Source organism: Lentibacillus populi (genome assembly GCA_014642895.1).
GTDB lineage: Bacteria > Bacillota > Bacilli > Bacillales > Amphibacillaceae > Lentibacillus_C > Lentibacillus_C populi.
The window spans coordinates 115,962-140,940 of the sequence record BMJD01000003.1 but is presented as its reverse complement, the minus strand read 5'-3'; the positions used below and the strand labels follow the sequence as shown (position 1 = coordinate 140,940).

Here is a 24,979-nt window from a genome sequence, read left to right as displayed (position 1 = left end):
AAGACAGCTTAGAGACTCAGCCCAAGAATCTCGTGAATGGGGAAATTCTCTGAAAGGCTACTGACGAAATACCATTAGTCCGCCCCTACACAAAAACCCTTGGTAATGCCTACTAGCATCACCAAGGGTACAAGAGCCTAACAGCAAGATATAACTATCTTAGTCGGATATAACTGGAACCGCCGTATACGGAACCGTTTGTGCGTTGGTGTCAGGGTGGAGTCAGTTACCTCACCCATATCTCGATTACTGATATAAACATTTGAGAACTGGGTTATTATATCATTTTTCATCACCTGTGGTTTGTTCAGCGGTAAAGGTCCAGTCAAGCGTTAAGGAGTCACCCTGGAATTTGTTCTGATCCTCGCCGTTGTCTACAAATTCAATTTGAACATAAAAATTCTCATAATGTTCACCGCCTGCAGCAAGTCCTTCTCCGCCCAATACATCCAGGGCATCACCATTCGCTAGCTGATCCAACGTCGTATTTTCAATCAACCTTTTTCCTTTTGTTGTATTCAGAAAGAACTTGACATTAATATACTTTCCGAAATCTTCCCCATCATTGTCACCCTTAGCATCTTCGACCGAATAATCCGTATCCAATAGCACTTTCGAAAAGTCAAGCGTTCCATTATTCTCAAGACTGAACGATTGTTGCTGCGTGTCCCCCGGTTTGATGTTATCAAGATCAAATATGACGTTCTTACCGTTTCCGGTCGGCTGGTTGAACGTTAAATCCATCGTCCCGGCTGCGAAGGTACTTGTGGCTTCAACCGAATCACTAAAGTATGCGTACGTTCCTCCTCCGATAAGTGCGATCCCGAGTGCCGCAGACATGACACCCATTCCCAGTTTTTGCTTTAACCCCATAATTGTCTTCCTCCTTTGATTGAATAGGTAAAAGGGGCTGTTCAGAAAGTGACTTAAAGACAGCCCCTAAAACAACTTTTGTCAAACCCCGTTGACAGTGTTGATTCTTTTTAACCTAATCAGACTTCGGTACATTAATAAACAATTCTCCATCGGCCTCTTTTCTGGACACATTCCCGTAATCATCCTTTACGATCACTTCGATTCCAGCACCTTTTACATTCTTCATTGAGGTAGCCGTCCATACCCCGATATAATGACCTGGCGTTGTTTCCATCATCGGTAATTCCTTGATGCTACTTGTCTTGGCCGAAGATGGATTGGCTAGCGGCAGGTGAATCATAAATGTTGGATGCAACCCGGGCTCTGTGTCCATTGAAATGATCACTGATTGACCCGTATTAAGATATTGATCTTCTGCCGGTTTGAGATTGCTAATCTCTGGTGCGTCTGACTTAGCGAAGACAGTAACGGTTTTCGTTGTCTTATTGCCTGCCTTGTCCTGGGCAACGACCTTGATGTTATTTTCACCGTTATCGAGCAGAACCCGCTGTGAATAGGATCCGTCTTCATCGATGTTAGCTTTCTTGCCATTCACTTTCACCCAATCCAAATGTTTATCGGAAACCGTTCCGTTCACGTTAGCAACCATTTTGTTCGTCTTCGAACGGTCTTTCGGACTGTCAATCGTTATCCTCGGTTTGTCTTGATCAAGCGTCACTGTGACGGTATCCGACGGTTCGGTTGTTCCGGCATCGGTAGAAGCGGTGGCTGTTAATACGTTTTCACCGTCTTTAAGGGTGATGTCGGCTGAGAACTTCCCGTCATCCGTTGTATCCGTGGTGACAACCTTGTCTCCGTTATTCATGATGTCGACTGTAGCTCCCTTTTTGGCTTCCCCTTTCACCGTGATGGTTGAATCATTGGTGAATGAGTTGCCTTTCGGAGATGTGATCACCGGCGGTGTTAGCTCATAGCTGACCAGCGCACGGATCATATAGTTCCCTTGATCCGCGGGTGAAGGAGACCATGACCCACCCCCCATTTGCCAGCTGCGTCCCGCGTTAGGACTGTTTTCATCTGTTGCAAGACCCGGGGATTGGTCACCATCCTTTGTCTGGATGTAAACCATGTAGAAATCGCCGTCCACGATAACACCAAGCTCACTTAAATCGACCTTCGTCCATTGGGTTTCATCCCGGATGGCGGTGGCGTCCACGGGGCCGGCCAGTTTTTTGCCGGGCGCGCCGTCTTTACCGCCTGCATCCCAGATTTCAACCTTGAACTTGTCTCCTCCCGGTGACGGGAATAGATCATTCCAGAAGAGGAATTTCCCGCCGGTAACCATGGCGCTATCCTGCCCTTCTGGAAGGGACATCTTCACAGCCCAGCCGTTGCCCGCCTCATTGAAGGCGCGTGCGTTTTCCGGTGTTCCATCATCGTAGCCGATTTCACCGGGGGTGCCGATAAACGGTTTCAATTGAACGTCCTTCTCAGTGCTCTCATCCCCTTTAATCATCACATCAACATCTTTACTGTGATACTTCAGAGCCGACACATGGAGCGTGTAGTTCCCTTCATAGGCGGTAAACGAGTAATTCCCGTTTTCATCCGTCTTGACAGGCGCAATCGCCGGATCTTCCATGAGCATGACGGTGGCATTCGCTACAGGCTCACCGGTCGATTTGTTCGTCACCTTACCCGTGATCGTTCCTTTTGGGATAGGCTGCAGGGTAAATTTCGCATCTGCTTTGCCGTCTTTCGGAATTTCCACGGATTGCGTTTGTGAACGGAATCCATAGGCGTCCGCTTCCAGCGTGTAGGTACCCTCCGGATGGATCATCGAATAACTGCCGTCTCTCGGATCCGTTTTGGTGAAGATCCCGGTTTCCTGAACACTAACCGTCGCGTTCAGCGGCAGTGAGGAAACGTGCTCTCTAGTTTTGTTATTCTTACTTGCTTTGTGTGAAGCAAAAGGTGTCTTAACGTTTTCCCGCTTAGCCGGCTTCATATTGTCCAGATCCACCGACTTTTTGTTCAGTTTCTTCGACTTTTTCAAGGTCTTCTTACTGCTTTTGGCTTTTTCCAATGTTTTTTCCGCTTTGATTTTCTTCAATGCCTGGCTGTTTTGGTGATGAGGCATCACACCTAGATGGGCCTGATTTGATCTAAAAATCGATGTGTCGCTTAATGTAACGTCATCCAAATACCAGCCGGGTTCATGGCCGCCAGTTTCATCGCTTTCAATATGGAAGGCGACGTAAACGGTTTTTCCTGCGTAATCAGACAGATCAGCTTCAACGTACTGCCAGATAGAACCATATGTGTTAAAGCGGGCAAGGGGTTCCCAATTTTCCTGATCGGTGGAGACGAGAACTTCACCAAAATCACGCGTATAGTCATAGTCTGTAAATTTATACCAGTGTTTGAACTGCAAGTAAGCATTTCCGTCCGGCAATTCCAAGGGCGGCATCTCCAGGTAAGCATCGCTGCCATCAGGGTAATCCCCATCAAGGTTGGTTGCATAGACGTTATCTCCGGAAATTGCATGCTCCGGCCCGGAGGTTGGTGTTCCGCGCTCCCAGGAATTGTTGTTTCCGTAGGATATCCATCCGGGATCGGATTCAAAATCCGTGCTGTATCCGATTGTCACCGGAGTTCCCACTGGTACCTCATAAGTGTCACTGGTTACTTCATTTCCACCGTAATCAACGAGATGCCACCTATAGGTAATGGACGGTTCGTTAACATCCTCACCCGGGATCGTTACGGAATAGGTGCCATCGGATTTATCTCCTTCCACAAGTTCCGCTTGTACGCTTTGCCAGTCACTGCTGTCGGCGCCACGATATTGAAGTTCAACTTGCTCGACGGAGTAATTGTCCTGAACGTCGATCGTTAAGGGCAGTTTCATTCCGGCATAGGCTTTTGAAGGGGTTTGCTGGTCATAGGTTGGTGGTTCTTCGTCCTGGTGCAGCGGTGTATCGCTCAGTTTGACATCATCCAAATACCAGCCAGGTTTATCCATATTGCCGAGGCTTGCATATTGGAAGGCAATATACACGCGCTGACCGGCATATTTGGATAAACTAAATTCGCCGTCCACCCAACCATCGCTTTCCCCGTCTCCACCGAACTCCCCTAATCTTGTCCAATTTTCCTGGTCTGTGGAAATTAATATATATCCACGAGAAACTGCAACATCACCGGCCATATAAAAACTATACCATTGTTTGAACCGGAGATAGGATTCGCCGCCCGGCAGGTCAATCGGCGGCATCTCCAGGGTCGCTGTGCTCATGTTACTGGTGCCACCGTCCAAGTTTGTAGCATACACATTATCTCCGGAAAAAGCTTTGCCGGGACCAGATGTCGGCTTGCCCCACTCCCAATAATTGCTAATTCCATAGGAGGTCCAACCGACGGGCGGGGTTTCAAAATCCGTGCTGTAACCGGTCGTAATCCCGGGTTTGACATCCACTTTATAAATATCGGTGGTGACATCGTTCCCGCCGTAGTCGGCGATTGTCCACCTGTATTCAACGGACGGTTCTCCCACCGAATCTCCTGGGATGATGGCATCATAAACGCCGTCTTTATAGTTACCGTCCACGAGCTCGGCCTTAGTCGTTTGCCATTCATCATTTTTGGAACTGCGATACTGCAGCTTGACACCTTTGACAACGACATTATCCTGTGCGCTCATTTCAAGCGGGATGTCAATGCCCGCATAGGATTGATCCGGCGCCTCATGTTGGTAGGTAGGAGGTTCATTGTCCTCACCCTCTTGACTGACAGTACCTTCAACCGTCCCAAGTCCAGAAACTACTGACGAAACGGCATGAAAGGCCTGAATCAAACCATGACCATAACCGTTGTTTGGTGAATTAGGGAAATCGTTATCGGTTAACGGTTTTGCCGTATTTAATAAAATGTCTTCGACTTCGTCCACCTTCAGGGAAGCATTGGCCTGCAACAGAAGCGCAACCGTTCCAGAAACCGCGGGTGCTGCCATCGAGGTACCGTTTTTGCCACCATAGTCGGCTCCCGGTATAGATGAACGTATGCCTACGCCCGGTGCAACGACCTCCGGTTTGATTTCGTCATACGGTGAAGGGCCTTGCAGGGAGAAGCTGGCCAATTCATCGTTATTGTTGGTTGCTCCAACTGCAAATGATTCTGGAAAATTACCAGGGGAAGCAACAGATCCGGGGCCACCCGGGTTGTCTAGGTCAACGTTCCCTGCAGCGAAAACGGGAAAGATGCCTGCCGCACGCCAGCTTTTCACCATAGGACGGTAGAGCTCATCCAAACCGGCACCACCGCCCCAAGAGTTATTGACAATGTCAGGCGCTTTTTCCGGGTGCGGGTTGCCGTTTGCATCTTTCGGAGCTAGCATCCATTCCCCGGCTGCCAGGATATCGGTATCCAAACCGGTACCTTTAGCACCAAAAGCTTTGGCTGCGATCCATTTGGCTCCGGGGGCTACCCCGATCTGATTGGATCCATCCGCTTCAGATCCAACTATGGTTCCCGTCGAATGTGTCCCGTGGCTGTTATCATCGTACGGTGCGTCCTGATCTCCCCCTGTAGCATCAAACCAGTTGAATTCATTGTTTGGCTGATCCGAGTTGTCCGGATCATAACCACGGTATTTCTCTTTTAATGCTGGATGATCCCATTGTACGCCTGTGTCAATGCTGGCGACAACGGTTCCCGTTCCGTCGATGCCCATTTTCCATACTTGCGGAGCACCGATATGTTCAATATTTGGTTCAACTGTATTGTCATCCGAGGTTTCTACCTTGGACTGAGCAAGCGCTTTCTCTTTAGTTTTTGTGTGGTTTCCTTCGATAAGATGTCTCGTCCGGTTCGGGAGAATTTTTTCGATCTCCCCGAATTTTGCGAGTTCCTCTGCAACTTCCTTCGTCCCGGTCACCGCCATCGTGTTGACGATGTAGAACGAATCGAAGCTTTTTATATTACCTGCTTTTTTCTGTTTCTGTAAAAATTGTTTAACAGTCGCTTGTGTGTCCAGTGACTTGGCACGCAATGCAGAAACGACGGCAGTACGCTTTTTCAATTCTGTTTTTGCCATACTAAGACTATTTTTTTTAGCCTTATTAACTGCCTCATCGGCGACTTTTTTTGTGTCCACTTGTTCTTTGAACTTGACTAGAAATGTGAGTTGGTCTTTCTTTTTGAATTTTCCTTTGAGGTCTTTGCTGATTTTGGTTTTCGATTGCGGCTGTGATTTATGCAGAGATGTGGAAGCGTCCGAATCTGATTGCGCCTTGACCTGTCCAAGGCCCGGCCAACCGCACGAAAACAGCAATATGATTGCTGTGATAACACTGAGCAATCTAGTAAACTTACTTTTTCTGATTTTCAAATTTCCTGTCTCCTTTCGATTTTTGTTACGTTGATAATGTTTACTTCGGTTTTGTGACTGACGTGCTGTGTAATTACTCACCCCCCTTAATTTAAAAAACATGAAACGACAGAATACCAACATAAATTTGTTGTTTACAAGATTGATAGTTTTCTGTTATTCACAAAAAGACTTATGCTGAAGATAAGTCATACACTCATCTGGCTTTTTATAAAATTTTTGTAAAAATGAGGAACATTTTGTCTTTACTATTTTATCTATAAGTTTATAATTAATTCAAGGCTTCTAATTTGGGCAAATTTTTCGGTTCTAAAGAAACATAAAGATGTGATATTGGACTACTGATCTCCTTTCGGATTGCATTCTCATGTAAACCGTCTGATTTTGTCCAAAATTCACACGTGATATGACCAAGTTAACTTGCGTTTTTAGGTTTGGGCAATATTAGCAGGTCAAAAGACACAGTATACTGTCTGGACATTTTCTTATTGGGGGTAAGGAACGTTGAAAATAGGAACCATCATCAAATATTATCGCAAACGGAAAGGTTGGACTCAGGAGGAACTTGGAAAAGGGATTTGTTCTGTTGCTCATTTAAGTAAAATTGAAAAGGATACCACAAAGTTTTCTGAGGTCACTACTAATTTATTATGTGAGCGCCTCGGGATCCGAGCGGAAGAAGAAATCGAGCGATTCAAAAATGTGAACAATGAACTGCATCAGTTGCATGAGATGATCGTGAAGCATCAGATGGAAACCTTCAAAACCAAACTAGATAAATTGACTAATAGTCCTTTTATTCATATGGACGTTTTTCGACCATTTTTTCTCCTTCTTTGGTGTCGATATTATCTGAGAGTCGGGAATATGGATAATTTCAACAATGTCATGGCGGAATTAGATGAAAAATATCCGACTTTACAAAAATTTGAATGCAATATGAAGGAACACGTCAAGGGGATAGAAGAAGGCTTGAAAGGACATTATCCTAAAGCTTTAGAACATTTAATGAATATCGATGCCAATGAATATTCCAATCATGAATTTTACTATCACGTTGCCTGTAATTCTTATTTCATTAATAATCAGGGCAAGACCCTTTTCTACGCTAATAAGGCTCTTGATTATTTCAAACAAACAAATAATTATAAGCGGATTATGGATACGGAAAGCCTACTACTTCTCCATATGGAAACGAATGGAATCTATAATTTTGATGAAGCAGTTGAAGGATACCGGAAGTTGATCCAAACATGTGACATTTATGGAGATTATTTCGAACAATGTATTATTTCCAATAACCTTGCTTTTACGTATTTCAAGAAAAAAGATTTTGAAATGGCCCAAACCATCTATGAAGAAGCGAAGGAGCTATCTGTAAAAATAGAGAATACAGGTCTCTACGTTCGTTCGTTAATCGGTCAAGTCCATAGCCGGTTGTTGCAAAACGACCCTATTACCGCTAAGGAAACAGTGAAATGGTCCCATCTAATTAAAGAAGGTATGTCTCTTTCCGAAGACAACGAAACCAATAAGCTTTATTTTCAACTGCTCACCTTTCTGTTGGAAGACCAAAAGCCTCTCTATTACGATTATTTACATCACGAATTGATTCCGCATCTCAAAGAAAATGGCGATCTTTTTACGGCACGATTTTATTCAAAAGAAACATATCAATATTATTTATCCATTAAAGAGTTGGACACAGCAGCCAAACTAGCAATGTCGATGGTAGATGAAGAGTCAAAATAATTAGTATGGATCACAAGCAAGCGCCAAATTTCCAGGCGAGGGAGTTAGGAGCCATTTTCATAATAGATGGCGGCTTCGCGGGTTGATCCGTGACGGTTCCTGTCCTTTAAAAAGAACTGCCCCCAAGGCCAGTTTTTATAACCTTGGTGGACAGTCTCTTTCAACGTTCACTCACGGAGTCCCCGATAAATAATCAAACGCTGGATAGGAATCCGCTTTGCCGGCCCATTTTTATTCAACGCCTTTGCCGACTGTACTCAAAGCTCGTAAATTTGCACATCTACCGTTGTCAAAGGTGGTCTTGTTATTTTTGACAGATAAACATTGATAAAACTAACGAGTAAAATATCCTCCGGAAATTGATACCCGGAATCTTCATGCATTCTTAAATCCCAAGATGGACCAAATCATTATTAAAGACGATCCCGGTTAGCGCAAACAGATCTTCAACCGGCCCCTCCGCCACCTAATCCAAGAAATTCCGCATGAATTTTTCTATTCCTCATAATTATTAATCTCTGCATCTACTAAAGCTAATTCGTAACCTGCCTGCAATCCATCAAAGCGGACGCTTGCTCACCCGATGAAAAGTCCCCTCTAATAATCTGTTCTCACATCCGGGTTTTCGCGATACTCTTCCCAAAGATCCTCCACAGATTTACCAGTTATGGTCTTAAAAAGTCTCAGATCAAATATATCGTATTGAAGTGCCCGGTTGATGATATCTACAGCAAAATGATTCTTGTTTTGGGTAATCCAAAGCAAAAATCTGGCAGTTACACGATAGCCGCTGTCATAGTTATCTGTATCCTTGACTTCTTCAGGTAACCGCCAATTTCCATTATGTGGCCCATAGACGTATCTGGCATAATCGGCAATACCTTCTGTAATCCACACTGTCTGATCATTATAAGTTGGATAAGCTTGGGCAAGATGGGTCAATTCATGAGTGAAAAGCGCCACATCATCGGGATTTTCAAGTATCCAATTTGTACTAACTACAATTTTCCCATTGTCTGCGTAGGCCACCCCATCATACTCCGGATCAAATTCAAGTGTTACTTTTCTACTGTGTTCCCAGGGATTAATGGCATACTTTTTAACCAGCTTCGGATAAACCTTGAAGTAAAGATCTACAAATTCATCAATGATTGGATCAATGGCCGGATCATCTACTCCTTTAATAACAACCAGTGTATACCCTCTTTTATCATACAGGGTTGAACTTGACGAGTTGTTGGTCTCTTTCTCCATAGAGGATGCCTCTTCTGCATGCACGCCAGAATAGCCTCCAAAAACGCCACTTACCAAAACACCTGCACAAACCAGACCTACGACAAATTTTTTCACGCAGCTTCCTCCTCGTATAATATATAGACTCTTGACATTCACCTGAGTCATTTGGAACAGGAATCTCCCGCCGCTACTCTCCCCTCCTTTCGTGGCACCTATTTTCCCGTTAACCGCAATGAAGCATAAAAACAAGTCATGCAGTCAAACAGCTATCATCATACTTGGCCATTCCTTAAATCAACAAGAAACGTTTTGATTTCGTATGGTTTTATATCAAATCTCATAGCTTTTTCATGAAATACTTCACCCTGGGGCTCCTCCATTAAATTGCATTCCTGCCAGCTCTTGATAACTAGGTCGGATGATATGGTTACAGGTCCTCTTCTTCCGGTAAATTCATGAAGCCGAATGACCACTTTGCTGCTGTCCTCTGCTTTTTTTACCGCGTCCACCATGACATAGTCTGCTGAAACCGTGAAAAGACTTAAACTATCATAATCTAAATCACCCGGAATCGATGATAATGGCTGATTTAAATCGTAGGCTTCCTTCACAGTAGCCCCCTCTATCCAAGTGCCATTATGCGGCAGTAAAGAATACGTGAATTCATGCTCTCCTTGATCCTGGGTATAATCCGGATATGTCGCGCCCTTCATTAGTGTAAGCCGTATGGTAGAGTCCTTAATGTCGTAGCCGTATTTGCAATCATTTAGCAAACTTACGCCATAGCCTTGCTCCGATAAATCAGCCCACTGGTGACCAACTGTTTCAAACTTTGCAAGATCCCAGCTCGTATTCCAGTGTGTAGGACGTTTTACATTCCCAAATTGAATATCGAACGTAGCTTCCGTTGAGCGAATTTCCACAGGGAAAGCTACTTTAAGCAAATGATGTACCTCATGCCATTGAATATTGGTAGCAAAATCGATTCGGCGCTTATTCGCATAAACGATCATTTTTTGTTTAAAGAAAGAATTATTATATTCCCAGGTAAACTGGACAACAGCACGAATAGAATTCGATTCCAGCACCTTTATCGATTTTACATTTTTTATTTCCTTCATCTTCTCTTGATAAAAAAGATCAATTTCCCAGGCATCCCATCTTAATGGTTTATCTTCAAAAATCTGTAAAACATTGCCTGATTGGTTTTCCTTCAATACTTCCCGGTCATTTGCAATATCAAAAATCTTCGTCAGATGTCCTGCTTCATTCCATTCTATTTCATAAAAAGGCGTTTTAATGGCGTTTTTGCCAATGACGAATGGGGACTCTTTATCTTTTCCGCCTTCCTTCAGAGCCGAATCAAACGTAATTCTTGTAATGCCCAAGGAGGGAACCTTTACTTGAACCAGCCATTCATCGCCAGTTTTTTCTGCATGCAGTGGCGTCATCTGATGATCAAACCACAATCCGTTTTCCAGTCCTGGCCTCACCGGGATGGACACCAAAGAATTTCGTTTCCATGAAGATTGATTGATGACGTTAAAAGAAATCGCCTCCTCACTAGTATAGTCCCTGCTATCACTATTGGCTTTTACAGATAAAGCAATTTTTTCTGCTTCCTTATATTCCAGTTGGCTATCTTCATAAACTTCTTTAATGGCGGAACCAGGCAGAATATCATGAAACTGATTCCGCAGAATTATTTTCCAGCCCTGATTTAATTGTTCCTGAGGATACTTCGTCCAGTCATTTTTGACGGCACTCGCCAAGACACTTAACAACTCTACCTCTTTATACAAAAGCTCCAGCTTGCGATTATATTTCTTATTATTCGCTTGTGATGTATAGGTTCCGCGGTGAAATTCCAGATAAAGCTCACCATCCCATAAATGAACATAACCATCCGTTTCTTCCACATTTGTATGAAGGTTTTTTAAATAGTCAACTGCTTTAGCTGGTACGACATTCGGAATACCAGGCATGTCATTCAGTCTGCGCCTCATTTCCAGCATATCTCTGGTGACTCCTCCACCACCGTCACCATGACCATATGTCACCATGATCTCTTTGGTAACTCCTTTATCTCTGAATGCTTCCCACGCTCCAACCATCGTTTCTGCTGTTATCTCTGCATTATAATCTGCTCCCCAGCCTTTTCGCCCAGGGTAAGGAGTAGTGATAAAGTAAGTCAGAATCTCTGATCCATCTATTCCACGCCATGTAAAGACATCATGCGGCATTCGGTTATATTGATTCCAGCTGATTTTAGTTGTCACAAACGATTTGATACCTGATTTTTTTAAAATCTGCGGCAGCGCCCAGCTATAACCGAATACGTCTGGCAGCCAAAGATACGTGCATTCAACACCAAATTCCTTCCGAAAAAACCGGGTACCGTGCAACAGCTGCCGGATAAATGATTCCCCTGACGGCAGATTACAGTCCGGTTCCAGCCACATTCCGCCATCAGGCTCCCAACGACCTTCCTTCACGCGTTGTTGGATCTCGCAGTAGAGCTCCGGATAATCCTGTTTAATAAAGTCATAGAGTTGTGGCTGTGCCTGTTGAAAAAGGTATTCCGGGTATTTTTCCATTAGGCGAAGTACCGTTGAAAACGAACGGGCCGCCTTCTCACGTGTATGCTGCAGACGCCACAGCCAGGCAACGTCGATATGTGTATGGCCAACCGCATGAACAGTAACCGGATGATGTTTTTCCAGCTTCTGTATGCTTTTATGCAAATATTTCTGTGCAGCTGCAATTGATTGGTAAAACGCCTCCGATCCGGGTGATACCCAGTCCACTTGATTAAAGGCTCGGTTTAAGGCGATCAGTATATCTTCGCGAGCTGGATTCATCGTATCCAGCATTTCAATTGTCTGGAGGGCGGCTTTACCTGTGTAATACAAATCATCCGTACTTTTATCAAGCCAGGATATAAAAGCCTGCTTAAATGTATGCACCTGCTTCTGAGGCTGTCCCCCTCCTTCCAACCCCGACCATAAACGAAACATAAGTTGAACCGAGGTTCCAGCAAGTTCATTGGCAAGAAATACTTCTTTATGATTGCCGTCAACCCCCTGATAAGGTGACTGATTGACATATAATAAGGACTCAAAGCCAGAATTCGTTCCACCGTCAGTACTTCCGAAATCAAAAACCCCGACAATCTCTTTTGATTTCCACTCCTCCGGGAGGTTAACTTTTGCCTTAAGCCATGCATATAAATCTCTTCCTGTCCATTGCTCTCCTTTTTTTAATGTGGACCATTCTCCTGTTGTTGCAGGTGAAGCTCCAGCATCCCCCTGTTCATCAAGTTGAAATTGGAAAGATGGTATTGCTATTTTGCCCCTATATCGATAGGCTTGTAACTCGGTTATTCTTGCTGCAAGTTTTTTTTCAGTTTGAAACACTATACCCCTCTTTTCTTATCCTCTCATTTTAATTATACTATTTTTTCTAGTTTAAAAGTTTATTTATCTACCCTTTAATCCCACTAAATGTGATTCCCTTAATAAATGTTTTTTGCAGGAAGAAGAACAGAATGATAATTGGTAAAGTCATTAGTGTAGACACAGCCATCATTAGACTCCACTCGGATCCCTGCTTATTCTGGAACTGCTGCAAGGCTAAAGATAGTGTATAGGAATCTTCATTTGTCAGATACAGCAAAGGACCGAGGAAATCAGTCCAGCTCGCCATTAACTGGAACAATCCAACTGCCAGAATTGCTGGTTTCGCCAATGGAAGCATAATCTGCCAGTAAACCCGAAGTTCACTTGCTCCGTCCATCTTCGCAGCTTCTCTGAGAGAGTCCGGCAGACCCATAAAAAACTGACGCAGCAAAAATATGTAAAATGGTACCCCGAAAAATTGCGGCACAATTAGCGGTAATGGAGTACCCACCCACCCTAATTTATTAAATAACAAAAATAGGGGAATCATGGTAACTTGGGCGGGAATCATCATAACAGCCAACGTGATTGCAAAAACAATATTTCTGCCCTTCCACCGCAATTTGGCAAAACTGTAAGCCACAAGTGGACAGGTTAGAACCACACCAATCGTGCTTAAGATGGTAATGACGGACGTATTAATCAAATACTTCCAAAAAGGAATGTATTCAATCGCCTCGCTATAATTCTTCCAATGAAATGGTCTGGGAATCCACTCAGGCGGAAATGTAAAAACCTGTTCAATAGGCTTCAGCGATGTTGAAACCATCCAGATAAACGGGATTAAGAAAAACAGAGAAGCTATCATTAAGCAAACATGTGCCGCTGTAAATTTTATTTTCTTTGCATGCTCCGGATTCATTGAATTCCCTCCTTTTATTTACCTTGATAATGTACCCAGCGCTTGGAAGACCAGAATATAAGTATCGTTAAGATCATAATAACCACAAACAGGATCCAGGCCATCGCGGAGGCATAACCCATCTTGAAGTATTTAAATCCATTATCATATAAGTACATCACATAAAACGTTAACGAGTTTGCGGGCTTACCCTGTCCTTGTGTAAGTGTGTAAGGAAGGGTAAACTGTTGAAATGCTCCGATGACACCCATGACAAGGTTGAAAAAGATGACCGGAGTCAAGAGCGGCAGGGTAATATGAAACGTTTTTTGGAACCAATTTGCCCCATCCACTTCAGCTGCTTCATAATATTCATCAGAAATATCGCCCAAACCTGCTAGATAAATTACGATAGCTTGCCCAATTCCCCATAGAGACATAAAAATAAGGGAAGGTTTCGACCACTCCTCACTCCCAAGCCAAGCTGGTCCTTTTATACCGATCATGTCAAGGAACCCATTTACAAGACCAAAGCCCGGGTTTAACATCCACATCCAAAGTACGGCGATCGCCACGTGCGGAACCAAAGTCGGCAGAAAGAAAATAGTTCGGTATATCGTCATACCTTTGATTTTGATATTCAATAACATTGCTAGGGCGACACCAAAAATAATACTTAGAGGGACGAAGATAACAGCAAAGTAAACGGTATTATAAATCGATTTAAAAAATAATTCGTCATTTATTAATTCCTTGTAGTTCTGAAACCCAATAAATTCACCAGGCTGCAGAATAGAATAAGATGTAAAACTGAAAAATATCGACACGACCAATGGCAGGATATAGAACAAAAACAGGCCAATAATCCATGGTGCTGCAAACAACCACCCTGTTGCCCCATTATTTATGTTATTGGTTTTTGCAGTACGAGCCGCCTTTCTTTTATTTGCTATCGATTTCAATTTACCCTCCCCTTTTTATCAAGAAGGGAGAAGCGACTACTTCCCTCTCCCTATATCTACTTTAGTTATTCGAGCTCCGCGTTTACCAGATCACTTGTTGATTTCAGCAATTCTTTTGGTTCTCCGTTTCCGTGTATAGCATTGTCCACCGCATTGGCCAATTCATTCCATAATAATTCACCCTCAGGCAGCACTGGACGGTTATGTGATTTAGGAAGAATTTTGACAAATTCACTAAAAATAGGATCGTCTTTATATCCAAGTTTTTCATTAACTGAATCCATTACAGATAACGTTTTATAAATATCATTATATATTTCCTGACCTTCTTCAGAGCCAAAGAACTTAACGAACTCCCACGCTTCATCGGGATGCTTAGCACCTTTCGGAATAACAACTGCCATACCACCAGACCAGGAAGTGAAATTATCCCCTGTTGGAGTTGGTATCGGAGCAACCCCATAATTTAAATCCGGTTTATACTTCAAGTAACCCGAAATACTCCAGTTTCCTCCAATATGCATCGCGAGCTGGCCGGTAAGGAATGGATCCATTGCTCCAGAACCGCTTGAATCAGTAAAACCGGTGATATCTTCTACATCATATTTCTTTGCAAATTCGGTCATCCATTCAAGAGATTCAACTATTTTCGGATCATCAAGCGTTACGTTGCCTTCTTCTTCATTATAAAAATCTCCCCCGAATGCCCAGCCCCAGGAATAAAGCCAACCTTGGTTGTACCATGGAATAAAACCAATTCGTTTAAACCTGCTTCCTTCCTTAATGGTTAGTTTTTCAGCTGCTTCTTCGAGTTCTGCTATGGTTTTCGGAGGCTTGTCAGGATCTAAACCCGCATCTTTGAATGCATCTTTATTGTAAAACAACATGCGTGCATCTGTATCAACCGGCATCGCATAAAGCTTTCCCTGATAATTTGCCTCGTTCCAAGCAAATGGATAATAGTTATCCTTGGTAACGCCATCTTGCTTTGCGTACTCCGTAAGATCTGTCAAGGCACCCTGCTCAGCCCATGAGCCGACTTTAAAACGGTCAAACCATGACACATCGGGTGGGTTGCCTCCCGCGACCGCTGCCAGCAGCTTTTCATTTTGTGATTCGTCTGCAGCAGTGTAGACCGGTTTCACCTTTATGTCTTCGTGTTTTTTATTAAAGGCATCTACTACAGCCTTAATCGCTTCTTCTCCAACACCTGTATTTTCATGCCAAAACGTAACAGTAGTTACTCCATCTTTTTCCGATTTTGCTTCCCCGGACTGTCCATTATTGGAACACGCCCCTAATGCAAGTGCTAACATAAGAACAATAACCAATACGTTTTTTCTTAACCTTCCACTCTTTAGGAACAATGTTTCTCCCCCTTGTATTAGGATATTTTCAAACCTTCTATCCCCCTTTCTTTTTATTGATACACAACTATTTCGTTGTAAATAGTAGCAATTTTGGAATTTTTAATGAGAGATTAATGCTGTAAAATAGCCTGTTTTGATATATCATTATATTAACAATCCAAATTATTAATACCAATATATTTTTATTTGCCGCCATTTTCGGATAAATAAGCAAATAAAAAAGGAGATGACCCTGTACAGGTAACTCCAGTTTAATGGTTCCATATTCTTATCTTTTAGTGCGTGTTCAAAAGGTTGCCGAATCTGAGTCTTGAAGGCTTTAGGCAGCATAGATCTCCAGCATCGGACTTGGTACAGAAGGTGTTAACTTCTCGTTGCCTGCAGGACGTAGGCGGTTTTAGTAGAAAACCGCCTTATCACTTAAGTACATCGGGGGTGGAAAATCAATGAAGCTCGCCAATTCATCTGCTTATCAATTGGTGACTTTTTGAACATCCTCTTTTTAAAAACATGATTACTCCTGTTTTTCCAATTCAATTGTTTTCATTGACTGCCCCTTCTCTAAACGAAAGTTAACTTTACAATCGAAAGGCTCGTTCTCTCCTGCTAATTGCTTCATTAATAATTCCACTGCATTTCGTCCCATAGCATCCTGATCCTGACTAATGTGTGTAAAAAAAGGATGGTCCAAATATGTATTAGGTGAGTCAAAACAAACAATCGATATATCCTTTGGAACTTTTTTGCCCAGCGTTCCAAGAACTTTATACAACATAACAGCTATTTCGTATTCACTGCAAATATAAGCTGTGATCGTTGGATTGTGTTCAATAAACCGGATTAACTTATCACAATCCTCCGTTTCATAGCCCTTTTGCTTGTCACCATGCACATTTACAGGCATTGTACTTTTCATTTCCGTTAAAATATAATCTGGGTTTAACGGCTCTCCTTTTTCCGAAAAAGCTGCCTGAAATCCTATAAAACGTTCCTCTACAGAAGATGTACCTTCAATGGATGGAGAAATAAAGGCTATATTCCGATGACCACTTTCCAATACTAAACCAGTTAACTCCCGCATTGCCTTCTTATTATCAATAGAAACAGAACTTGCAGGTATTCCTTTTAAATAACGGTCGATAAGAACTAACGGATATTCCTCCACTACAAGCCGAAGCAGTTCATTATTATAGTGCGTACCCTGTACCGGCAGTACAATAATTCCTTTAACTCCCATATTTAGACAGGAATTGATTGCCTTCTTCTCTTCTTCTTCCAATCCCAACGTCCGCTTTAGTACAAGATTGTATTGGTGGTCTGAGCAGCTCCTCTCAATTGCCTTTACTAACTCTAAACCATAAGTATCCATAAAATCGGGTATGATCAATCCAATTAAATTATCCCTTTCCGTATCCAAATATTCCCGCTTCGCAGAAATAGTGCTAAAATCAGGCAGCGTACTGGAAACAAACGACCCTCTTCCCTGGAAGCGTTCAATTATATTATTCTGCGAAAGCATATCCAGTGCTTTTTTAGAAGTGATTCTACTTACGCGAAATAGCTTCGCCAATTCATACTCTGTAGGGATTTTATCTCCCCGCTTCATCTCACCTGCTTTGATTTTGTCAAGTATATAATTGTAAATTTGTTCATACAGACTCATTCGATCATTCCTCAGCTAATTGTTATATTAATAATAACAAATTGCGGTCACTAAATTCAATTTCATGTTATCTGTGCAGGATTGAACTGTAGGAGGTAAAGAGGGACCGAAACAGCATTCTGTGAGGGTTCCCATAAAACAAAAAATCGCAATCATAAAGCTGTTCCGCTATGTTGGAATGGCTATTTTGTTGTGGATTTGTCAAAAAGGCGAAAGTTCGACATGAATTAGCCAAAGTTCGACATCAAAAAGCAAAAGTTCGGCAAGAAATCGCGAAAGTTTACGACAAAATAGCAAAAGTTCACCATTTGACATAAATGTTGAATATAAGTATCTTGTTTTTCAGGGATTTGTTAATAAAAATTGAATATAGAAGTACGAACGAAAAAACTGTCCTCCAAGGGCAGTTTTCATGACCTTGATGGACAGTTTCTTTCAACGTTCACTCACCGAATCCCGATAAACAATCCGATGCGGGATAATAATCCGCTTTGCAGGCTCATTCTTATTCAATGTCTTTTCAATCAGCGCCTTTGCCGACTGTGCTCCAAGCTTGTAAATTTGCACATCTACTGTTGTCAAAGGTGGTCTTGTTATTTCGGACAAATAAACATTGTTAAAACTAACGAGTGAAATATCCTCTGGAATGTGATACCCAGAGTCTTCAAGCATGCTTAACACCCCAAGACTGATCAAATCATCACTGACGACGATCCCAGTTGGCGGGCTATTTAGTGCAAACAAGCTTTCAACTGCTCCCCGGCCACCTGATTCCAGAAACTCCGTATGAATTTTGTATTCCTCGCAATTCCCGATACCTGCCTCTGTTAAAGCTGATTCGTATCCTGCTTGCCGATCCATCGTTACAAACAGGTCGCTTGCTCCCCCGATAAAAGCAATTTTTTGATGCCCTTTTGCAACCAAATATTCGGTAATTTCCTTTCCAGCCCGAAAATTATCATTGTCCACATGGGTGATTTCGTTCACATATTCATGCGGTTTCCCTACAATGACAAACGGAAAATCCTGTTCATATAAGAAATTCGTGACACTGTCATCGACCCGGGAATAGAGCAAAATGACACCATCAACATAACTGCCATACACCATTCGCTTTACCTCTTCAAAGATCTCATCTTCCGTCTCCCCGGTTGATAGTGACATCGAATATTGCATTTTATGAATAACCGAACCAATCCCGCGAAGAATCTCAGGGAAAAATGGATTTTGCAACGCTTTATTTGTTGAAGAAGGCATAATAACCCCGATTGCCTTTGTAGATTTAACGACAAGATTCCTTGCATTTATATTCGTGTGATAGCCAAGTTTCTTCATGACCTTACGTACCTTTTTCTTTGTATCCGCACTTATTCTCGGATTGTCGGCAATAACTCTTGAGACCGTAGAGGGGGATACTCCACTTGCTTTTGCTACATCTTTAATTGTTACCACTTTGCTATCAGCCCTCTACATCGTCTATTTTAATGGAATAACGTGTTTTTCTCCGCTGGTTTCACCGTTAATTATAACACGTTGTCCTTCCATCAGTCCTGCTATATTTACATTTATTTCTTTATATACCGGTAAAAATACACCATTTTGCTGCAATACATTTATCACAACAGAATCTGCACTTGACTTTAATTCAATGTCAAGCTCCAGAAACCCATCCTCTTGGTATTCGAATGTCTCCCCATCATCATCATAGAATGTAAAACGATAGCTTTCATCGGAATCACTCGCATACACATGCATTGTCATCGTTTTTGGTGTTTTATTTGTATTTGACGTCCAATCTGTCTGCATCAGAGCTGATCCTCTCTTTACAAAGATCGGCATATGATCCAGCTCGGCATGAATTAAATGTGTTAGCTTTCCTTCATACGTAACATCAGTAAATAATTCAACCCACTCTCCCTCGGGTAAATAAACAGCCCGGTCTGTAATGGAAGGTGCCAAAATTGGTGCAACAATGACATTATCGCCAATCATAAATTGATCGTTCAAATTATAAGTTTTTTCATCATCCGGAAACTCAAGCATCAATGGACGCATGACTGGAATGCCTGTCTTGCTAGCTTGATAAAACAAGGAATACAGCTGGGGCATCCACTCATAACGCATCCGAATATATTTTTTCATCATCGTTTCATATATTTCACCAAATTGCCATGGTTCCTGATATTTAAACCCGAGCGCCGAATGATTCCGGAAAAACGGTGTAAATGCGCCTACCTGTGTCCAACGTGTAAGCAGTTCTGCATTGGTATCATGGGCAAATCCGCCAACATCAGGGCCGGCCAAAGGAACCCCGGACAGTCCAAGGTTCATGACCATGGGAAGTGACATTTGCAAATGCTCCCAAAAGCTCCGGTTATCCCCTGTCCAGACAGCTGCATAGCGCTGGACACCTGCATATCCTGCACGGGTCAATAGAAATGGACGTTTGCCTTCAAGCTGATCCTTCATCCCCTCATAAGTCGCTTCCTCCATTAAGAATCCATAAATATTATGAAGTTCACGGTGTGTGGCTGGATTCCCGTCATTGCGGTGCATTACTGCCACGTTCATTGTTTTTGTTTCATTGAATACAGCAGGTTCGTTCATGTCATTCCAGATTCCCTCTATACCCAAATCTGTATAAAATTGATGTTTATCGCCCCACCATTTGCGTACTTTGTCATCCGTAAAGTCAGGAAATGCACTTGTGCCAGGCCACACATCTCCAAAATAAATAGCACCTTCAATATATTTACAGAAAAGATCCTCGTTAACACCTTCTTGATAAATGTGATATTCAGGATCCTTCTTTACACCTGAATCCACAATCGGAATAATCCGAATTCCCATCTCACGCAGATCCGCAATTAATTTTTCCGGGGTTGGGAAGCGTTCCGAGTCAAAGGTGAACACCCGATATCCGTTCATGTAATGGATGTCCAGGTGGATAGCATCCAGCGGGATACCATGCTCGATGAATGTTTTCGCAAGCTCTCGTACTTCTGCTTCTGATTCATAGCTATAACGCGACTGGTGGTATCCTAATGCCCATTTCGGCGGCAGTGGCATTCTACCTGTCAGGTGTGTGTATTGCTCTAATACAGTCTTCGGTTCAGGTCCAGCAAAAACATAGTAATCAAGTTGCCCACCTTCTGCCCAAAAAGAATAATTATTTTCCTCCGATTTCATATCGAAAACGGTTCGAAATGTATTATCGAAAAACACACCATGGGCACGTCCTTCACGCAATGTCATGAAATAGGGAATCGACTCATATAAGGGATCTGTTTCCGGATTATGAGGTGCATAGACATCCGTATTCCACATTTCATACTTTTCCCCACGCTTATCCAAATGGCCAGATTTCTCACCAAAACCATAAAAATGATCGTTATCATGCATGACTTTATATGCTATGACTTCCCCACCCTTTTTGAAGCCCATTCCTCGATCCGTTTCTGCCACTAATTCACGGCCATCATGGTCATTAATCGTTATTCGAAACGGCGATTTTTTTATGACAACCTCCAACTTGTCTGTTTTTAATGTCAAATGCGCTTCATTTTGCTGCTCTTCAACAGCAACATTTTCAGGCAAAGCAATGACAGCCCTTGATCCTTCCATTTTTGGTTCATCAGTTGGATTCATGACTACTTGTACAATAATATCCGTATAAAATCGGATAGCTACTTTGCCGTTTTCACAATTAAAGAAATAGGTGTTGTCTATCTTTTTGTGATCTAATAGTTTCCCAATATCGTAATAAGGTCCATTTTCGGCATCTTTTTCTTTTCCCGGGTGAATTGCAAAGCTAGTGTCTTCAAGCATTGATGTACCTCCATCAAAAAATAATTATCAAATGATATGTTTTATCCTTTTGATCCCCCAGCAGTCAAGCCGGAGATTAAATATCTCTGTAAATATAAATAAACAGCTGCAATAGGAACTGCTATTAATATTGACCCCGCAGCAAATCTAGTGAAATTATTTGCAAATTGATCATTAATGAAATTATAAAGTCCTACTGCCAAGGTATAATTTTCTGGGCTTGAAAGGACAATTGATGGTAGAAGAAAGTCAAATAATGGCATCATAAAGTTAAATAAAGCAACTACTGCCAAAATCGGCTTGGCAAGTGGAAGCATTATACTCCAGAAAACCCTTAAATGTCCTGCACCATCTATTCTTGCTGCCTGGTCCAACTCACGTGGAATTGTGTCAAAGTATCCTTTCACCAACCACGCATTAAACGGTATCTGTCCACCTAAATATATAAATATTAATCCTGTCAGTGTATCTAGTAAGCCAAGCATATTCAAAAAAATATACAATGCGACCATTGCCATCATGACCGGAAACATTTGTAAGAGTAAAAAGACATATAGTCCATTCTTTCTCCCTACAAATTTATATCTGGAAAATGCATAGGCGACAAGCGAAGTTATAATAACACTACCGATCGCTACAGCTACAGACACAATAAGCGAATTTTTATACCATAATAAATAATCACTGGCTTCACTAAACAACCATTTATAGTGATCTAATGAAAAGGCTTTTGGTATTAGCGAGGAAGAGTATAGGCTTGTTCCCTGGTTGAAGGACATACCAATAGTCCATACCAAAGGATAGAATATAATTACAGCAACAATAGCCAATATGACATAAAGTACCGTCACTTCAAGTTTGGACTTCATTTTTTGATTCATTAGATTTCACCCTCTTCCTTGAACGATCTCGTTTTCTTAAACTGATAAAAAGCAAATCCGGAAACAATTAACCCCATAATCAACGATATAACCGCTGCCATGGCATAATTATTTGTGTCAAAAGTCAGTTTATAAACCCACGAAATAAGAATATCCGTTCCACCCGCATTTTGTCCTCTTACTGGTGGTCCCCCTTCATTGAATAAGTAAATGATATTAAAGTTATTAAAGTTTTGTGCGTATTGCATAATTAATAATGGGGCCGTTGCAAACATTACATGTGGAAACGTAATATGACGAAACTTTTGAAACCGTGAACCGCCATCTACGTCTGCAGCTTCGTACCAGTCTTTTGAAATACTTTGTAAAACACCGGTAAATAATGCAAATATAAAAGGAAATCCCAACCATGTTTGAATCATAATAATAGCTATTCGCGCATATGCAGGGTCACTTAACCAAGGGAAACCTTCTCCACCAAAAAGCGGGATAATAATATCTCGATTGATCGCACCAAAGTCATCATTAAACATAGCCGAGAATATCAAAATTGTAACAAATGCCGGAACCGCCCATGGTAATATCAAGATTGTACGAATTAATTTTTTAAATTTGATTCTGGGATCGTTTACAATTAAAGCAAGGAACAACCCCAAGGCAATTTGCAATGTTGTCGCCACAACGGTCCAAACAACCGTCCAAGCAAAAACGCTAATAAACGTATCTTGCCAAATTGGAACAGTAACCAAGTCAACAAAATTATCAAATCCAACCCAATCAACCAGATTACGAGGTGGAGAGTGATATAAATTATAGTTGGTAAATGCTAGTAAAACAGAAAATAACAAGGGAAATATAACTACAAAAATCATTAAAAATAAACCAGGAAACGTCATTAAATAAGGAAAAGCATTATCATAAGCTTCTTTTACAGTTTCTTTAAATTTCAAGGGTTTCCATCCGTTTTGAATTTTACGTGCCTGATTCCTCGCATCAATTACATTAAATACATATAAACTGATTGCAAAGAAAACAGCAATTAAAGCAAGAACCCCAAATACTAGTAAACGAATGGAATGGTCAGTTCCTGGAATCGTACCAAGTGTACGCAAACCCCATAATCCAAAATTTATTGAGTCTAGCAAAGTTACAAGAAATGAAACCTCAATTAAAAGAAATATAGCCCCCTTTAAAAATCTACGGTTGTACAATTGACCTAAACCAGCAAATAAAATCGATAGGAACATAGCTAATTTAGGACTATGTTTTCTGACATCCTTTATATTTAACCTTTTTCTATTTGAATCTTCTTCGGTTGGTACAGTCAACGCCAACACCCCCTTAGTTTAGTAGATAGAAGAAAATAATGGGAAGAAGATACTCCTCCCCATCTACCCCCTATTGACCTGAACCGCTAGCCGCAATATTATCCTCCATTTGTTGAACAGCCTCATCCAACACTGATTGAACTTCCTCTCCCTCGGCCAGGAACTGTAACGCATTATTCATTGGCTCCCAGACTTGAGACATTTGCGGTGTACTTGGCATTGGTACCCCATGTTTTATTTGTTCAGCAAAAGCAGAATATATTGGGTCATCAATAGATTCCAAAGCATTTGTATTCGGAGGAAGTTCCCCAGCTACTTCAAAATAATAGGAAAGATTTTCTTCATTTGTCATAAACAACGCTAATTCTTTTGCCCAATCTTTATCTTCAGAGTAATAGGAAACAAACCATGATTTTACCCCTACCAATGTCTGACCAGGTTCGCCGTTAATTGTTGGAAATGGCGCAAATCCAACACTGTCGCCAAGAGCTTCTTTATATGATGCGATACTCCACGGCCCATTAATGACTGCTCCTACCTTTCCTTCTGTAAATAACCCATCGACTACGTCTACAGTTGTTGATGCAGGTATTTTATCCCCACCAAAAAATGATTGGAATAACTTACCACCTTCAACAGAGCCCTCATTATTCAAACCAATATCATCCGTATTATATTCTCCGGTGTCTCCCCCAAAAATATAGCTACCATAATTCTTAAAAAAAGGAAAAGCAAAATAAAGATCATTAGGTTTCATTAAAAAGCCATATTGTTCGTTTGAAGCGTCCGTATTTTCCTCAAGAATCGCCAATAAATCATCAATTGTTTTCGGGGCTTTGGAAACAATATCTTTATTGTAAAAAATTCCATACGTTTCAATAACTGCAGGAATTCCATATATATCGGTCTTTCCATCAAAATTATAAGTAACAGCCTCAATAGCAGCCTTGCTATATCCATTTGTTTCCTCATCCGATAAATCAAGAGGTTCTGCAAGCCCTTGTGCTACAATATTCCCTGTTTGGTCATGTGGTTGAAAAAATAAATCAGGGCCTTTGCCCTCCGGACCCGCAAGAGACAACTCTTGCAATTGGTCCAGCATTGCCTTCGCTACAACATTAACTTTAATTCCCTCTTTTTCCTCATAATCAGCCGCAATTTTTTTGATTGCTTCCAGTTGCTTCTCCTCATCATTTGCCCAGATAGTCAGTTCTTCTGGTTTTTCGGTCTTCTCTGTTTTACCCTCATCAGTATTCGCGTTGGTCCTGTCTTCACGATTCGGTGCACACGCCGCAAGTAAGGTTAGTAATAATACTAACGCTAATAAAAGCATGCCCTTCTTCTTCTTCATTAAATTTCTCCCCTTTTTGATGATATAACCTAACCTCAAACAAA

At 41.8% G+C, this 24,979-nt stretch carries 15 protein-coding genes; 1 reads left to right on the top strand and 14 read right to left on the bottom strand.

What is annotated here, in order from left to right; genetic code table 11:
- Nucleotides 1-282: 282 nt before the first annotated feature.
- The gene (locus tag IEX12_RS03785) at nucleotides 283-873 is read right to left on the bottom strand and encodes a TasA family protein (protein WP_155554175.1); all 591 of its coding nucleotides are present in this window, start codon (nucleotides 871-873) and stop codon (nucleotides 283-285) included.
- Between the two features lie 115 nt (nucleotides 874-988).
- Nucleotides 989-6,265, bottom strand: coding sequence for a S8 family serine peptidase (locus tag IEX12_RS03780; RefSeq protein ID WP_188724688.1), 5,277 nt, complete (start codon nucleotides 6,263-6,265; stop codon nucleotides 989-991).
- A gap of 504 nt (nucleotides 6,266-6,769) precedes the next feature.
- Here IEX12_RS03780 and IEX12_RS03775 point away from each other — a divergent pair.
- A complete protein-coding gene (locus IEX12_RS03775; RefSeq protein ID WP_102414597.1) occupies nucleotides 6,770-8,017 on the top strand; it encodes a helix-turn-helix domain-containing protein in 1,248 nt (415 codons plus the stop codon).
- A 257-nt stretch (nucleotides 8,018-8,274) separates the two neighbouring features.
- Here the strand turns inward: IEX12_RS03775 and IEX12_RS23285 are convergent, their stop codons facing one another.
- The 12 genes from IEX12_RS23285 to IEX12_RS03720 all read right to left on the bottom strand — a co-directional run bounded on the left by IEX12_RS23285 (nucleotide 8,275) and on the right by IEX12_RS03720 (nucleotide 24,935).
- The gene (locus IEX12_RS23285) at nucleotides 8,275-8,400 is read right to left on the bottom strand and encodes a hypothetical protein (RefSeq protein ID WP_269058750.1); all 126 of its coding nucleotides are present in this window, start codon (nucleotides 8,398-8,400) and stop codon (nucleotides 8,275-8,277) included.
- Between the two features lie 214 nt (nucleotides 8,401-8,614).
- A complete protein-coding gene (locus tag IEX12_RS03770; protein WP_188724687.1) occupies nucleotides 8,615-9,367 on the bottom strand; it encodes a basic secretory protein-like protein in 753 nt (250 codons plus the stop codon).
- 158 nt (nucleotides 9,368-9,525) lie between these two features.
- Nucleotides 9,526-12,669 (bottom strand): alpha-mannosidase, encoded by a 3,144-nt coding sequence (locus tag IEX12_RS03765; RefSeq protein ID WP_188724686.1) that lies wholly within the window; start codon nucleotides 12,667-12,669, stop codon nucleotides 9,526-9,528.
- A 67-nt stretch (nucleotides 12,670-12,736) separates the two neighbouring features.
- Nucleotides 12,737-13,573, bottom strand: coding sequence for a carbohydrate ABC transporter permease (locus tag IEX12_RS03760; protein ID WP_088052359.1), 837 nt, complete (start codon nucleotides 13,571-13,573; stop codon nucleotides 12,737-12,739).
- Nucleotides 13,574-13,587: 14 nt separating this feature from the next.
- Entirely contained in the window at nucleotides 13,588-14,514 is a 927-nt protein-coding gene (locus tag IEX12_RS03755) for a carbohydrate ABC transporter permease (RefSeq protein WP_155554171.1), read from the bottom strand.
- Between the two features lie 65 nt (nucleotides 14,515-14,579).
- Nucleotides 14,580-15,881: an ABC transporter substrate-binding protein gene (locus IEX12_RS03750; protein WP_230855992.1), complete on the bottom strand. Its 1,302-nt coding sequence runs from the start codon at nucleotides 15,879-15,881 to the stop codon at nucleotides 14,580-14,582.
- Between the two features lie 517 nt (nucleotides 15,882-16,398).
- Complete coding sequence (locus IEX12_RS03745) at nucleotides 16,399-17,547, bottom strand: GntR family transcriptional regulator (protein WP_188724685.1); 1,149 nt, start codon at nucleotides 17,545-17,547, stop codon at nucleotides 16,399-16,401.
- Nucleotides 17,548-17,982: 435 nt separating this feature from the next.
- The gene (locus IEX12_RS03740; RefSeq protein ID WP_088052357.1) at nucleotides 17,983-18,999 is read right to left on the bottom strand and encodes a LacI family DNA-binding transcriptional regulator; all 1,017 of its coding nucleotides are present in this window, start codon (nucleotides 18,997-18,999) and stop codon (nucleotides 17,983-17,985) included.
- A 24-nt stretch (nucleotides 19,000-19,023) separates the two neighbouring features.
- Nucleotides 19,024-21,375: a glycoside hydrolase family 31 protein gene (locus IEX12_RS03735; protein ID WP_088052356.1), complete on the bottom strand. Its 2,352-nt coding sequence runs from the start codon at nucleotides 21,373-21,375 to the stop codon at nucleotides 19,024-19,026.
- Between the two features lie 41 nt (nucleotides 21,376-21,416).
- Complete coding sequence (locus IEX12_RS03730) at nucleotides 21,417-22,256, bottom strand: sugar ABC transporter permease (RefSeq protein ID WP_088052355.1); 840 nt, start codon at nucleotides 22,254-22,256, stop codon at nucleotides 21,417-21,419.
- Complete coding sequence (locus tag IEX12_RS03725; RefSeq protein WP_088053512.1) at nucleotides 22,256-23,503, bottom strand: carbohydrate ABC transporter permease; 1,248 nt, start codon at nucleotides 23,501-23,503, stop codon at nucleotides 22,256-22,258. The genes IEX12_RS03730 and IEX12_RS03725 overlap by 1 nt, the downstream gene beginning before the upstream one ends.
- A 151-nt stretch (nucleotides 23,504-23,654) precedes the next feature.
- Nucleotides 23,655-24,935, bottom strand: a complete 1,281-nt coding sequence (locus IEX12_RS03720; protein WP_088052354.1) for a sugar ABC transporter substrate-binding protein — start codon at nucleotides 24,933-24,935, stop codon at nucleotides 23,655-23,657.
- Between the last annotated feature and the right edge of the window lie 44 nt (nucleotides 24,936-24,979).

Bases quoted from the DNA above. Each gene is read 5' to 3' on its own strand.
- IEX12_RS03725 (WP_088053512.1), bottom strand. From the start codon at position 23,503: ATGTTCCTATCGATTTTATTTGCTGGTTTAGGTCAATTGTACAACCGT.
- IEX12_RS03785 (WP_155554175.1), bottom strand. From the start codon at position 873: ATGGGGTTAAAGCAAAAACTGGGAATGGGTGTCATGTCTGCGGCACTC.
- IEX12_RS03720 (WP_088052354.1), bottom strand. From the start codon at position 24,935: ATGAAGAAGAAGAAGGGCATGCTTTTATTAGCGTTAGTATTATTACTA.
- IEX12_RS03745 (WP_188724685.1), bottom strand. From the start codon at position 17,547: ATGAGTCTGTATGAACAAATTTACAATTATATACTTGACAAAATCAAA.
- IEX12_RS03760 (WP_088052359.1), bottom strand. From the start codon at position 13,573: ATGAATCCGGAGCATGCAAAGAAAATAAAATTTACAGCGGCACATGTT.
- IEX12_RS03735 (WP_088052356.1), bottom strand. From the start codon at position 21,375: ATGCTTGAAGACACTAGCTTTGCAATTCACCCGGGAAAAGAAAAAGAT.
- IEX12_RS23285 (WP_269058750.1), bottom strand. From the start codon at position 8,400: ATGCATGAAGATTCCGGGTATCAATTTCCGGAGGATATTTTACTCGTT.
- IEX12_RS03730 (WP_088052355.1), bottom strand. From the start codon at position 22,256: ATGAATCAAAAAATGAAGTCCAAACTTGAAGTGACGGTACTTTATGTC.